Here is a 15309-nt window from a genome sequence, read left to right on the forward strand (position 1 = left end):
TAGGATTGAAGTACCAATTATATTCTTGGGTACTAAGATTTGGATTTAATATTTGAGTTTTTGATTTATTCATCATATGAAAATTAGTTCCAACTAATATACTAAATACAAGTACAAAGAACCCTATAATAAAATAAGTTCTAGAATTTCTGTTATTCATAACATCACCTCAAGTATGTTGTATAATTAAAAATTATAATACTAACCTAACTATAGTTTCTATAAATAAATTGAAAATATACCATTAAATCTAAAACTTAAATTATACTTTTACTTTTTGGACAAAATTATCATATAATTATGTGTACGTAATAAAAAAATATAAAATTATACACAATATATACCTACTGGAAGGATTACAAAATGAAAAAAATCATAAAAAAATTATCTGATACATTTATAAGTGTTTTAGATAATGTCGTATATTTAGATATAGAGACAACGGGATTAGACCCTCTTAGCTGTGAAATAATAGAGATTGGAGCTGTTAAGATAAAAAATGGAAGTATTGAAACATTTAGAAGTTTAGTAAAAAATAAAAAAGAAATTCCTATAGAAATATATTCATTATGTAGTGGGTTAAGTGAGAAAGATTTTGAAAATGTACCTAAATTACAAAGTATTATAGATGAACTTATAAATTTTGTTGAAGATAATATTATTATTTGTCATAATGCATCATTCAAAAGGAAGTTTTTAACTTACTATATGTCTGAAATAAAAAATAAGATTATAGATTCTATGGAATTAGCGGCTATATTAGAGCCTCATCATAAAGAATATAGCTTGGATTATTTAAAAAAGGAATTAACAAACAATAAAGAAAATGAAAAAAATAGAGCATTATCTGATGCAATAGATACATTAAGAGTTGTTAATTCATTAATAATGAGATTAAAAAAGAAAGAAGAGTCTACATTAGAGCCTTTAACATTTAAAATAAACTCATTCTTAAATAAATTTATGCTTTCAAAATGGGAGTGGAGTAAATTGATAGAAGAGGCAGACTATAAAGAACAAGATTATATAAGAGAAGTATTTATAGAGAAAAAAATTAATTCTAGTAGCGAGGAAATTATAAAAGAAAAAGAAGTATTAAAAGAGATTTATAAAAAAAATAGAAATTATGAGGAATTACTAAAATATAGAAGTATATGGGAAAGTAAAGAAGGCTTTATGTATGAATATAGGCCTGGTCAATATGAGCTGACTAAAACCATTAGGGAGACATTTAAAGGGGATTCAGGGAGTGCGAAAATTGCTTGTATAGAAGCGCCTACGGGGATAGGTAAAAGTGTTGGATATTTACTTCCAGCAATTTTAGAAGCTAGACTTAATAATAAAAGAATTATTATATCTACAGATACAAAAGAATTACAAATTCAGTTAATAAATAAAGACATTCCTAATGTTTTAAATTCATTAGGGCTTAATAAAAAAGTGAATTATGGATATATAAAGGGAAAAAATAATTATATATGCGTAGAAAAATTAGAAAGTTATAAAAATGATTACACAACTAAAAATCCTACTATAAATGAAATTTTATCAATTATAATTTTAGAAAGGTTAGTAGAAGAAGGAGAGTACGGAGATATAGAAGAAATAAATTATTGGATATTAAATCACTTTGAAGGTATAAATACTCATTTAAGATATGTAGGATGTGATCCTAATTTATGCAGACCTAAAAAATGTTTTAAAAATTGTTTATATAAAAAAAGAATAGAGCAATTAAAAGAAGAAGATGTAACGGTAATAAATCATTCTTTATTAGCAAAATGGCCATATAAAGAAGAAAAACCATTAGAATATATAATAGTAGATGAAGGACATAATTTAGCAGAAAAGGGATATGAATTTTTTTCAAGTGCTATAGATTATAAAATGTTAAATTATTTTTTAAGAGAAATATATCCGTATGAAAATATTCAAAATAGTGTATTTGCATACGATAATATTAGTAAAAATAGAAAAATAAAATCATTTGATAAGTTTTATCATCATGTACATTTTGATAGAACCGTAAAAGATAAGATAAGCAGAAGTATAAATCTTATAATAGAAGAAATGAATTCAATACTAAAATTTGGAATTGATTCAGATTATAAAAATATAAGTAAATATAATTTGAGATGGGAATTAAATCTGCAAGAAAATGAAATTGCAGGAAAAATAAGAAAAGATAATCAAATTGTTGATTTAAAGTATAGTCAATATAGTCAAAAAATAAAAATGAGTTGTGAAAGTATAATAAGGAATTTAGTATCTATATTAGTTATAATAGATAGAAATTTAGATGATGATAGCATAGATAAAGAATCGGATATATATAAATTTGGGAAGGTAAGAATAAAAGAGTTAGAGGATATAAAAACAACATTTGAATTATTTATGGAATATAGTAAAGATGATGATTTTGCAAGAATAGTTGAGGTAGATAAAAGCTATACAAATTTTGAAATTAGAGTAATTCCATTAAAATTAGCAGAACTATTTGAAGAAAATATATTAACTCAAATCGAAAGTGGAGTATTTTTATCAGCTACCTTAAGTGTAGAAAATAGTATGGACTACTTTAAAAAAACACTAGGTATAAATAGAGTGGATAATATAGAAAAGGTAATAGAACCCCTATATGATTATAAAAATAGAGTTTCTGTAATTGGAGTAAATGATTTATGTGATTATAGTAACAAGGAATTTCCTAAAGAAATGAGCCAGGTTATAGAAGATACATGCAAAATAACGCAAGGCCATTTATTATCTTTATTCAATAGTAAAGATAGGTTAGAGAAAACATATGAAAAACTTGTAGATAATTTACATAGTAAAAATACAGAGGTCTACATGAATAAAAAAGGTATTAAACATTTAAAGGATATAAATAAAAAATGTGTTGTATTGGGATCAAAGGGGTGTTTTGAAGGAGTAGATGTTCCTGGAGATGGATTAATTTGTGTTACTTTAGATAAAATACCAAACTTAAATCCTAAAGATCCATTATATTCAACAATAATGAAAAAGTATAACTTACCATATCATATTATAAATTATCCTCAGATGGCTATAAAAGTTAAACAAGCAATGGGGCGAATTTTAAGGAGTAAATATGATTATGGTTGTTTTATAATTTTCAATACAGGTACTAATTTATACACATTAAAAAAATTAGAGAAAGATTTACATGGATGCAAAATAAATTTTATGAGTAAAAATAAAATACAAAATTATATAAATAATCATTTATATATGTGTAGAAAATATGTTATGAATGAAGTCTTAGTAGATATTTTAAGGTTATTAAAATACAGTGAAAATATGAACATTAAAAATATAGAAGATTTTATCAATAAAGAAATGAAGAATAGATATATAAATAGTAATGCTATTTACTTAGAAGGTGAAACTTTAAAAGTAAAGTATTTTAATCAAAATTATTTAATACCTAAAGAAAAATTTAAGTGGTGATTAATATATAATTTAAAAAGAGTATTTCTAAACTTAGAAATGCTCTTTTTTATGTTATTTTTTACGTAATCTTTTTTAGTATTTAAAATAATGTAGAAAAATATTAATATTTACAGAACCATATATGTATGCATTTTGAATAAGATATAATGTTTTAGAAAAAATAACTATATAAAGTTTTAAATATAAATGAAAAGAATAAGAAAGGCGGTTCATATGAGCTATATATTACTGATAATAGGTTTTTTACTTCTTATAAAAGGAGCAGATATGTTTGTAGTAGGTTCTTCATCTATAGCTAGGATTTTCAAAGTTCCCACATTGATAATAGGTTTGACTATAGTAGCATTTGGTACTAGCGCTCCAGAATCTGCCGTAAGTATTACAGCAGCACTTAAAGGAAGTAATGATATGGCTATAGCTAACGTAGTAGGATCTAATATATTTAATTTGTTAGCGGTTGTTGGAATCGCAGCAATGATAAATCCCATAAAAGTACAAAAAAGTACTATAATAAAAGAGTTTCCATTTGCCACACTAGCAGTGGTAGTTTTAATGATACTAGCACATGATACAAAGTTTCAAGGATATAATGAGAACTTATTAACTAGAGCAGATGGTCTTATGTTGTTAGCTTTATTTGGTATATTTATGTACTACTTAATTGAAATGGCCATTACATCTAAAGAAGAAATGAATATAGAACAAGCAAAAGAAGATATTTCTATGGGTAAGAGTATTTTAATGAGTATATTAGGGATTATAGGAATTTTTATAGGTGGTCAAATGGTAGTAAACTCTGCTAGTAATATAGCTATAGCATGGGGAATGAGTGAAAATTTAATAGGTCTTACTATAGTTGCAATTGGAACTTCTTTACCTGAGTTTGTAACTAGTGTGATTGCGGCTAGAAAAGGAGAAAGTGATATTGCTATAGGGAATGTAGTTGGCTCAAATTTATTTAACATATTATTTGTATTAGGTTTATCATCAACCATAAGTAATATACAAGTTCATCCTATCGTATTTATAGATATGCTTGTTATGATAATTGTAACTGTACTAACTTATATATTTGCTGCAACAAAGAAAAATGTTAACAAGGTGGAAGGTCTATTTCTTGTATTAATTTATATTGTATATATGGTATTTGTAATAATAAGACAATAAAGTATAATTTATTTATAATTAAAAAATAGCGTTGTTATTATTAAACAACGCTATTATATTTATTAAGCAGCACTTTCAATTTGTTTTTTTTCTTCATCTGAAAGCTTTTCTATTGTCAATCCTGTTGCTCCATAGAATAATGAGATTAAAGGACAAATTAGATTAAAGAATGCAAATGGTAAAAATGCAAATGATCCAACTCCAAGGGTAGCTGACATATAAGCCCCACAAGTATTCCAAGGAATAAGAGGGGAAGTTATTGTAGCACTATCTTCTAAAGCACGAGATAAGTTTTTAGGAGATAAACCTTGCTTTATAAAGGCATCTTTATACATACTTCCTGGTATAACGATAGCTAAATATTGGTCAGCAACAGCTAAATTAGTTCCAATACAAGTAAATATTGTTGCAGCAATTAAACCAAAAGTTCCTTTAGCTATACTTAATATAGATTTAGCTAATGCTTCAAGCATTCCAGTCTTTTCTAATATACCTCCAACACTTAAAGCACAAAGCATTAAAGAAACTGTACCTAACATACTATCTAGACCACCACGAGTAAGAAGTTGGTCTACAAAATCCATGCCAGTAGATGAAGTATACCCACCCTTAGCAACTACAAATACATCAGCCATAGAAGCACCTTGGAATACAACTGCAACTATAGCACCCAGTATAACTCCAGCTATAAGTCCAGGTATTGCTGGAACTTTAAAGATTACCATTACTATAACAGCTACAGGAACTAAAAGTAATAATGGTGATAAAGTATTGTAATTATTAAGTAAAGCGCTTTGTATTTGGCTTATTTGAGAGGTATCTATTTGGCTACCAGTATATTTCATACCAATTATTCCATATAAAACAAGAGATATTAAAAGTGCAGGTATAGTCGTATATAACATATGTTTAATATGCTCAAATAAAGTAGTACCAGCCATCGCAGGAGCTAGGTTTGTTGTGTCTGATAGTGGAGACATTTTGTCACCGAAATAAGCACCAGATATTATAGCACCAGCTATTATATGAGTAGGTATACCAAGGGCACTACCTATACCAAGTAAGGCGATACCGATTGTACCAGCTGTTGTCCAAGAAGAACCAGTAGAAATAGATACTATTGCACATATTAAAGTAGTTGCAACTAAAAATATACCTGGAGATAAAATATTAAGTCCCCAATATATCATAGCTGGAACTATACCACCAAGAATCCAAGTACCTATTAACATACCAACTACTAAAAGAATAAGTATTGCTTGCATAGTAGTATTTATAGTAGATAAAATTCCATCTTCCAATTCTTTCCAAGTAAATCCTAGTCTAAATACAGCAACAGATGCTGCAAAAACTGCTCCTGCTACAAGTGGTATATGAGCAGATATTTCATAATCTTTTAAAACCACTAAACACGTCACTAAAACTGCAACTAAAAATCCTACACATAATAATGCATCTAATAAAGTTGCTTGCTTTTTATTTTTGATTGTCATAAAAATCCTCCTAGATTTATGTCGAATATAACGTTAAGGAGAAATTAGAGATTTAAAAAAGTCTAGGACAAAGAAGTTATCCTAGACTTAAGTACTCAATTTGAAAATTAAATAAAAACTTAATCTAAAGATAGTACTCCACATATTTATGTTTATGTGACAGTGGCATATATATTTTACATGACACCAACATATAAGTTTAAAGCATTACTTATATATTTCGGCATAGTTACCTTTTATTTTGCTTCTTCGTGCTTACCTCCACAAAACTACTTATTAACAATGCGACCTCTACCATTAGCTATATTCGATATTTTATTTATTAAAAAAATTATATCATTGATTTTAAAAATAATAAAGAAAAAAATAATTATTAATTAAAAAACAGCATATTTTATTAAGTATTGCAAAATTAAATAAGCCTTTTAAAATCAATGTTTTTAGGATAAAATAGTTATTATATTTATTACGAAAATAAACCAGTGTATCATGGTATACACTAGATATTATGAGGAAGTGATATGTTTGAGTAAAAAAAAGTTTTATGCTGTAAGAAAAGGAAAAAAGACAGGAATATATAATACTTGGAATGAGTGTAAGGAACAAGTTAATGGTTTTTCAGGTGCGGAATATAAAAGTTTTACCACTTTGGATGAAGCTAAAGAGTACATAGGAGGTAAGAATGTTGTAGTTTGTAAGAACCCAGAAAGTTCTGTAGAAGCGTATGTGGATGGAAGTTATGAACATTGCCTTAGGGCATATGGGTCAGGAGTAGTTATATTAAAGAATAATATAGTTGAAAAGACATATAGTACAAAGGGGGAAAATGAGTCTCTTGTAAGTATGAGAAATGTGGCAGGGGAAATTGAAGCGGCAAAAATTGCAATGAAATATTGCATAAGTAATGAAATAGAAAATTTAACTTTATATTTTGATTATGAGGGGATTGAAAAGTGGTGCACTGGTACGTGGAAAGCTAATAAAGAAGGAACTGTTGAATATAAGAAATTTTATGATAGTATAAAAGATAAACTAAATGTTAACTTTATTAAAGTAAAAGCACATAGTGGTGACAAATATAATGAAGAAGCTGATAAATTAGCAAAAGCAGCTATAGGAATATAAAAGTCTTGCAATAAATTGCAAGACTTTTATAATATTTTAAAATTTAAAATTCTATGAATTCCCCATAGATATTTTCTAATTCTTCTTTGAATAGCACAGGGTTATTTATGCTATCATACATAGCTTTAGCTAAGATATTTGCTTGGTCATAAGTTGATGTCCAAGCAAATATGCCTCCTAAGCAATTTTTCAGTACATATTGACCTTTTAAATATATAGAAAGAGGATCATCATAAGACATCGCGAACTGATCTTCTTTCATAACATATGGAACTTGTGCTTTTTCATCGAAAACGTATTCATAGCCGTTTTTATTTATATAACTTTCTCTAAGTTGGTCATAAGATTTAGTAATTGTAGCTCCAAGTCTTCCATAGAATGGAACTCCTAATAGAATTTTTGAGGCAGGCATTCCAGCTTCTTCTAAATTTTTAACCCAACGATCTATACTATATCCAGGTAAAGAAAGTTCAGAATCATAAAGATTTGCTTGATGTTTTTTACCTTGTTCTCCAGTTTCACCAGCAGTAAAGTCGTAACTCATAAGGTTAAAATAGTTTATAAGAGGAGCTATTTTATTTATTTCAGCGCTCCTATTTATATATGCTTTATCACCTGTAGCGGCAACACTTAACCATTTATCATCACCAATAACATCTCTTATAGCAGTAAGAAGTAGTGTAAAGTTTTCTTTATCCTCAGGTCTAGATTTTATACCAGCTGCACTGACACCAGGATACTCCCAATCTATATCTACACCATCTAAATTATATTGCTTTATCAGTTTATTAACTTGTCTAGCAAAATTATATCTAGAAGCTGGAGTTAAAGCTGCATCAGAAAAACCATCTGCTCCCCACCCACCTATAGCGGCTATTACTTTTAAGTTTGGTTTGTAAGTTTTTAGATTTAGCAATTGGTTTAAATACTTAGGTGTAGGAACGTATAATGTACCATCAGGATTTATTTCTACAAATGCATAAATAACAGCATCCAAAAATGTAGGGTCAACATTTCTTGGGTTACCTAAGACATATTCCATAACTATTGGAGCTACATCAGGACAAGCTAAAAGATCAATAGGTTGACTTTTTATATTTGTTATTTCAGGACGAGAATATTTTTTATTATTTTTAAGTTTATTAGATTTGCAAGGTATAGAACTTGCATAATTATTATTAGAAACTTCTTTGTTTTTGTCAGGAACAAAACAAAGATACCAATCTAAGCATGTGCAGTTTTTATCACAGTTTTTAATTCTATTTTTTAATTCTTTATAAGTTTTAGGATAAGGAAGTATAACTGGCATTCCAGGGAACCAATTAGCAGGTGTTACAACGTTATCCCTATCACTAGTTTGTAGTGCTTCTATTATTCTTAATATTTCAGGAATATTTCTACCTGTAGTTAGAGGATAATAAAGTATAGTTCTTAGAATTTGTTTATCATCGATTATAAATACAGACCTAATTGTTGAAGTATTACTCATAGGTTCTGAAATCATTCCGTATAATCTAGCGATTGTCATATCTCTATCTTCTATAATAGGGAACGGTATTTCAACTCCAGTAATAGAAAAGATATTATAAACCCAAGCTAAGTGTGAGCTATTGCTATCAATGCTAAGACCGATTAATTCTGTATTTCTTTTTTGAAATTCAGGATAGTATTTAGCAAAACATAAAAATTCTGTTGTGCAAACTGGTGTAAAATCACCAGGATGAGAAAATAAAACAACCCATTTACCAGTATAGTCAGATAGTTTGATTGGTCCAAATGTTGTATTAGCCTTAAAATCAGGAGCTTTTGATCCTAAACTTGGCAGATATATCATATACATCACCCCTTAATTTAATAAAATATCACCTATTCTTATTATATTAAATAACTATGATTAGTGTTACGTAGAAAAAAACAACATGTTAATAGTTATTCTAACAAAAAGTATCAATATTAATTGCTATTTTTCTTCATATTTGTTATAGTTAAGTATAAGATTAAATGGAAATATTTGTTGTCATATGGGGTGAGAATGTTGAAAAAAATACTAAAAAAGCTGGAAAATGTCTTGAGAGTATTGATTGTGTCGAGTATTATATGTTTTTTATTGACATTTACATTGATGATTGTAAACGCTGTTATGGGGATATTTATCGGATTAGATTATTATTTAATAATGTTTACAGTTTTAACTGCAGGTTTGACATTTGGACTGATATTATTTAATTATCAAAAAATATTCTACAATAAAAAGAAAATACAAAAAAATAAAAGTTCGGTATCAAGTAAGGTTTCAAGAGAAAAGCATAGACAAGTTGTTCAAACTAAAAGAAAGATATCATAATAAACATAAAAATATTCTAAATTTAAAACACAGTAATAACTGTGTTTTTTTGTTATAAATTTCTATTATAATTAATAGAAAATAAGTAGAAGGAAATTATAGGGAGGAAATATTATTTATGGATTATAAAATATTTCAAAGTAGTGTAGTAGGATATAAAAATATATTAAAAAACTCAAACTCTCAAGATTACTTAGACTATAAAATTTTAGAGGATGCTATAATATGTGCAGTTGCAGATGGTCATAGTGGTCAAGTTTTTGAATATAGTGATATTGGATCTAAATTAGCTTGTTACTGTGTAATAGAAATACTTGAGGGATTGATTACTGTGTCTAAAGAGGATATATTAAAAAAATTACAAGACGGTATTATACAAAAAAGTATACAAGATAGATGGATGGATTTAGTAGAAAAAAATCATAAAGCAAGTAATCCAGTAGTTTTTAAAACAGCATATTTAAAATACTCAACTACGCTGATTTCAATATTAATAACTAAAAAATTTAGATTATATCTAAAAATAGGTGATGGAAATATAGTCATTAAAGATAATGAAAAATTCAAAAAGATTATAAAAACAAAAGACAAAAAAATTGTAGATTCTCTTGGACGATATGATTCTTATGAAAATATTATGTATCATATAGAAGAAGTTAATAAATCAAACGTAGATAATATAATTTTGTTTACAGATGGATATGAAAATAGTTTTACAGATGATGAAAAACTATATAACAGCTTAGAAACAACTATTAATAAATATAATAGAAGTGTGTTTTCGAGGATGATGTTAAACAAAGGATATAAAACATATTTAAGTAAGTTAAGTAAAAATACTAGTTATGATGATATAAGTATTATATTTATTATATAAACCCCAAAATCATTATTTTAATATTAATATATTTATTAATTTCATATATAAATCTACAACTTACATATCTATACGACTGTTGGTTGAATATATGGTTAATAATGTATATATATGATATAATATAAAAAAGTTTATATAAGGAATAAATTACTAAAGTTAAGGAAGGAAAAGATAATGAATTTTAAAGAAGTGTTTGATAAATGTATAGACTTTATAGATATACATAGGAAAACTATAATGGTAGCTTCATTATCAATACTAGGATTAATAATCTTAATAATTACATTTATTATAAGTAGTGAGGAGTTGAGTGTAGAAAAAGAATCTAATATATTATTAAAAAATATAGAACAACGTAAATATTCTATTGCTCTTGAACACTATAATGATTATCAGCAAGAATTTTCAGAAGCTAAGATGAGAAGATTTAATAAATCTATTTCTAAAAAAATAAATAGGCTGCTACTTGAAAGTGGAGATAAATATATAAATAAGGAAATAACAAAAGAACATTATATAGGTATAATAAATACAATAAATGGTTTAAAAACTATAGAAATAGATTTAAAAAGAATTGTAGATCAAGTACAAAGGGCAAGTGAAATGTATGAAAATGAAAATATAAGTTATGATATAGTATTATCATACATGAATACGGCATCTACTTTAAATGGAATAGTACATGAATTAGACGGATATAAGAATAATATAAAAGAAATTTATGAATCTAGACAAATATATGAAGAAGCTAATAAAAATCAAAATAATCAGATGTATTATGAAGCTATATTAGGATATGACAAAGTTTTAGAAAAAGATAAAAAATATTATGAATTAGCACAAAAACAAAAAAATATATGTATAGAAAACATGTATGACTATTACATACAAAAAATTAATGAATCTGATGAAAAAGGAAATTATGAAGAAGTATTACAATATGTACAATATCTTAAAGCTTATTATGGAGATGATGAAGACATATTATCTTTAGAAAAGGAATATAAGAAAAAGTTATCTCTTTATACTTTATCATCTGAGGATATAATAAATTTAATATCTAGAAAAAGTGGTAAAAGCAAAGATAATTTATCAATAAGTTCATTTTATCAAATGATAGATGGTGAAAAATATTATTATGTAGAGGTTTTTGAATATGAAACTTTAATTGATGAAGTTTTGATAGATGCAAAGACGAAAGAAATTTACTCATATAAAGATAGCGATAAAGATTACAAAACAAATTATCCTGATGGGTATTTTAGATCTATGGGAGATGGTAAAATACAATTTGCTATAAGTCAAGAAAAAGCTCAATTTATATTAGGTAATAAGCTTAACGAAAATAAAGAAAAATATAAAAAAATATCAGAAATATCTAGAGAAAAAACAAGTAGGTATGTAAAAAATAAAAAAGAACTAGATGAAATAGTAGGTGAAAGTAAAGATTTATATTATTATGAACTAGTAAATAAAGGTCTGTTCAAAGAAAAACAAGTCTACATTATTAATATGTACACTGAAAAAGTATATATTATATCACAAGATAAGATTAGTGAGTATTAAAGCGTGTTTTTGACACGCTTTAATACTTTGGTTTACAATAAATTATGACAAATGTTTGTCATATAAATGTTATAAAGAAAATTAAAAAAATATCGAATGTGAAAATTAAATGTATTATAAAAGGATATATTAAAATTATATCTAAATATATATATAACTAATTTAAAACTAAGGAGATACGAAAATGGGTAATATACGAAATAAAATATACATTAGTATAGGTATAATATTAGTGACGATAGTATTATTCATGGGATGGATGAGCTTGCAAATAAGTGGCGATAAAGTATTAAAAAATACCTATATTAATGAGGTTAATGTAGGTGGCTTAAGTAAAAAAGAAGCAAAAAAAGAATTAGAGAAACGTTATAAGGTAGAAGATATAGAAATTTCTTACTTAGATAAAAAATGGAGTATAAGTAGTAAGGATGTTGATTTTTCTTATAATTTAGAACAAACTATAGAGCATGCATATAATATAAATAGAGGAGAATCATTTGTAAGTAATATAGATAAAACTATAAAGTCGTACTTAGACCAACGAAATAATTTAAAGATAGATGTAAATTATAGTAATGAAAAGTTGAAAAAATCAATAGAAAGCATAGCACAAGAAGTTAATTTAGAAGTTAAAGATGCAGATATTAGTGTGAATGAATCATCAATAAAAATAACACCTGGAAATAGTGGATTAAACGTAAACGTAGAAGAAAGTATAAGAAATATCATAAGACAGCTTGAAAAAGGAAATAACAAAGAAGATCTAGTAGTTACTAAAGTAGAACCTAATATAAAGAAAGAACAGTTACAAGAAGTGAATACTTTATTAGGAAGTTATTCTACTAAATTTAATTCTTCGATAGCAGGGAGAAGTAGTAATATAAGACTAGCTGCAAGTAAATCAAGCGATATTTTATTAATGCCAGGGGATGTATTTTCTTATAATGAGTATACGGGAGAAAAAACCACATCTAACGGTTATAAAAACGCACCAGTAATTGTGCAAGGTGTTGTTCAAGAAGGTATAGGAGGAGGCGTTTGTCAAGTTTCATCTACATTGTATAATTCAGTATTATATGCAGGCCTAGAATTAGTTAGTATAAAAAATCATTCAATACCATCTACTTATGTATCTATGGGAAGGGATGCAACAGTAACAGATGGAGGTATAGACTTTATATTTAAAAACAACCTAAAATATCCTGTGTATCTTAAAAATTATGTATCGGGTAATGTTGTAACATGCCAAATATATGGAAGTTCAAAAGATAAACAAAACATACAAATATCTACAAGCACTGATGGAGTGTCGGTTGCACCTGTAAAGAAGGTAGAAGATCCGACAATACCTAAAGGACAAGAAAAAGAATTAGAGGCAGGAAGAAATGGATACAAAGTATCTACATATAGATTATATATAAATAATAATGGTAAGGTTATAAAAAAAGAAAAGGTAGCGACATCATATTATCCAAAGAAGCAAGGAGTAATAGTAGTTGGAACTATGGAAATAGAACCAGAACAACCACCTATAGAACCAGAACAACCACCTATAGAACCGGAAACACCTCCTAAAGAACCAGAACAACCGCCAACTACACCACCAGAACAACCGGAGACTCCACCGACAGAAAATAAACCAGAGGATACAAATCCTCAAGTATAAGCAGAAAGCTAAGATACTGTAAAGCATATTAATGGATTAGGAGGTATTAATTTGAATTTAAACGATATAACAAATTATATTCAAAATGTTTGCGAGAATATATCTAGTATAATTGAGGTAGATGTTACCTTAGTAAGTAAAGATTTAACTAGACTAGCTGGGACTGGAATATTTAAAGAAAAAATAGGAGAAAAAATACCTAAAAAAACTATATATTATAATGTACTTAAAGAGGGTAAATCCTATGTAATAAATAAAGATTTAGAAGATAATTGTAATCAATGTTGCAATAGATTAAGTTGTAAAGAACTAGCTGATATATGTACACCTGTTAAATTTGAAAATTGTATAGTTGGAGTTTTAGGGATTGCAGCATTTGATGAAATTCAAAAAAATAAAATACTTACAAAAGATAAAGAATTAATAGATTTTATTAACAGTATGTCTGATTTGATATCTTTTAAGTTAAATGAATTATATAAACAAGAAATAAAAACTATTGAACAATTAGAAAAAGAAGCTATTGAAAATGCTATAAAAAAATATGGAAATAATACAGAAGGTATGAAAAAAGTAGCAGAAGCACTTAATATAGGAATAGCAACTTTATATAGAAAAATAAAAAAATTTGATATTAAATACTAGTATAATATAAATAAAAAAAATATATTAAAATAGCAAAAAATGGATAGTTTTGACTTGAAATATTAAATATGTTATCTTAGATATATATGAAAATGGGAGGCGATTGTTATTTTAGGTAAAAATATTAAGAAAGATATACACAAAATGCCTAGAAAAATTTTAGATATATCTTTGATAGAAGAAAATAAAAGTGATTTAACTTTTTTTAATATAAATGAAGAAGAAACTAATGAAACACTAAAGGCATTAAAACAAAGTTATGTAACAACTAATTATAAAGAAGAAACTATATTAAATTTACAAAATGCTTTAAACAGTAGTTCAGAAGAAACAGTAAAAGAATTAAAAATAGAATCATATAATAGGTATAATAATGCTCTTGACTTAGCAGCAAAAAACTATATAACTAGTGCTTATAATACTATAGAGAAAGCATTAGAGATTAACCCTAAAGATGTTGATATTTTAAATTTAAAAGGATTGTTAACCTTATTAAAGTGTGATTTTTCTAAGTCGTTTGAGAGTTTTTATACTGCCATGTGTTATGGAAACAACGAATTATCTAGAAAATATGTTGATATGCTTTCTTCAGATGAATTCAACGTATTTTTAGGAAGATACAATCACTCCATTAGATTTATAAATGAAGAACTAAATCATGAATCTATACACATATTAGACAATATGATAGAAGAGGACCCTTATTTAATTGAACCATATATTATACTTTCGTTATTATATGATAAATTAGGCAATGTAAAAAAAAGAGAAATTTATTTACAAAAACTTAGAGAAGTTGATAAAGACAATACTTTATTTGAATCAAAAGAAGAAGACAATAATTCAGATAAACAAAAAGAGAAAAATGTTAAAAAAAGGTCAAATAAAAAAAATATAATACCTTATCTATTAGTTGGTTGTGTAGCTTTATGTATGGGAGCGTACTTTATTG

10 protein-coding genes, 1 pseudogene and 1 riboswitch are annotated in these 15309 nt (G+C 26.5%); of the genes and pseudogenes, 9 read left to right on the top strand and 2 right to left on the bottom strand.

Annotated elements, in window-relative coordinates; translation table 11 throughout:
• Positions 1-363: 363 nt before the first annotated feature.
• Complete coding sequence (locus VLM92_RS05410; protein WP_325275335.1) at positions 364-3471, top strand: helicase C-terminal domain-containing protein; 3108 nt, start codon at positions 364-366, stop codon at positions 3469-3471.
• A 216-nt stretch (positions 3472-3687) separates the two neighbouring features.
• Positions 3688-4641, top strand: coding sequence for a calcium/sodium antiporter (locus tag VLM92_RS05415; protein WP_325275336.1), 954 nt, complete (start codon positions 3688-3690; stop codon positions 4639-4641).
• Positions 4642-4703: 62 nt separating this feature from the next.
• On the opposite strand, the gene nhaC is transcribed toward VLM92_RS05415, so the two are convergent.
• Positions 4704-6134 carry a Na+/H+ antiporter NhaC gene (gene nhaC, locus VLM92_RS05420; RefSeq protein ID WP_325275337.1) on the bottom strand — a complete coding sequence of 477 codons (1431 nt, stop codon included), beginning with the start codon at positions 6132-6134 and terminating at the stop codon, positions 4704-4706.
• A 123-nt stretch (positions 6135-6257) separates the two neighbouring features.
• Positions 6258-6436, bottom strand: a riboswitch (Lysine riboswitch).
• 214 nt (positions 6437-6650) lie between these two features.
• Between nhaC and VLM92_RS05425 the strand changes: the two genes are divergently transcribed.
• Entirely contained in the window at positions 6651-7259 is a 609-nt protein-coding gene (locus VLM92_RS05425; RefSeq protein ID WP_334309496.1) for a ribonuclease H family protein, read from the top strand.
• Positions 7260-7302: 43 nt separating this feature from the next.
• Here the strand turns inward: VLM92_RS05425 and VLM92_RS17260 are convergent, their stop codons facing one another.
• Positions 7303-9093, bottom strand: a complete 1791-nt coding sequence (locus VLM92_RS17260) for a peroxiredoxin (protein ID WP_331681687.1) — start codon at positions 9091-9093, stop codon at positions 7303-7305.
• A gap of 249 nt (positions 9094-9342) precedes the next feature.
• Between VLM92_RS17260 and VLM92_RS05440 the strand changes: the two genes are divergently transcribed.
• The 6 genes and pseudogenes from VLM92_RS05440 to VLM92_RS05465 form a co-directional block, all read left to right on the top strand.
• Entirely contained in the window at positions 9343-9603 is a 261-nt protein-coding gene (locus VLM92_RS05440; RefSeq protein ID WP_325275339.1) for a hypothetical protein, read from the top strand.
• A 118-nt stretch (positions 9604-9721) separates the two neighbouring features.
• On the top strand, positions 9722-10480 hold the full coding sequence (locus VLM92_RS05445) for a protein phosphatase 2C domain-containing protein (protein WP_325275340.1): 759 nt from the start codon (positions 9722-9724) through the stop codon (positions 10478-10480).
• A 174-nt stretch (positions 10481-10654) separates the two neighbouring features.
• The gene (locus tag VLM92_RS05450; RefSeq protein ID WP_325275341.1) at positions 10655-12046 is read left to right on the top strand and encodes a UbiD family decarboxylase; all 1392 of its coding nucleotides are present in this window, start codon (positions 10655-10657) and stop codon (positions 12044-12046) included.
• A 184-nt stretch (positions 12047-12230) separates the two neighbouring features.
• Positions 12231-13712, top strand: a complete 1482-nt coding sequence (locus tag VLM92_RS05455) for a VanW family protein (protein ID WP_325275342.1) — start codon at positions 12231-12233, stop codon at positions 13710-13712.
• A gap of 51 nt (positions 13713-13763) precedes the next feature.
• Positions 13764-14357, top strand: a complete 594-nt coding sequence (locus VLM92_RS05460) for a helix-turn-helix domain-containing protein (protein WP_325275343.1) — start codon at positions 13764-13766, stop codon at positions 14355-14357.
• A 144-nt stretch (positions 14358-14501) separates the two neighbouring features.
• Positions 14502-15309: pseudogene (locus VLM92_RS05465) on the top strand (multiprotein complex assembly protein); the annotation flags it as partial.

This window comes from Romboutsia sp., from assembly GCF_035470145.1.
GTDB lineage: Bacteria > Bacillota > Clostridia > Peptostreptococcales > Peptostreptococcaceae > Romboutsia_D.

Coding starts and splice junctions, on each gene's coding strand:
- VLM92_RS05445 (WP_325275340.1), top strand. CDS start 9,722: ATGGATTATAAAATATTTCAAAGTAGTGTAGTAGGATATAAAAATATA.
- VLM92_RS05455 (WP_325275342.1), top strand. CDS start 12,231: ATGGGTAATATACGAAATAAAATATACATTAGTATAGGTATAATATTA.
- VLM92_RS17260 (WP_331681687.1), bottom strand. CDS start 9,093: ATGATATATCTGCCAAGTTTAGGATCAAAAGCTCCTGATTTTAAGGCT.
- nhaC (WP_325275337.1), bottom strand. CDS start 6,134: ATGACAATCAAAAATAAAAAGCAAGCAACTTTATTAGATGCATTATTA.
- VLM92_RS05415 (WP_325275336.1), top strand. CDS start 3,688: ATGAGCTATATATTACTGATAATAGGTTTTTTACTTCTTATAAAAGGA.
- VLM92_RS05450 (WP_325275341.1), top strand. CDS start 10,655: ATGAATTTTAAAGAAGTGTTTGATAAATGTATAGACTTTATAGATATA.
- VLM92_RS05410 (WP_325275335.1), top strand. CDS start 364: ATGAAAAAAATCATAAAAAAATTATCTGATACATTTATAAGTGTTTTA.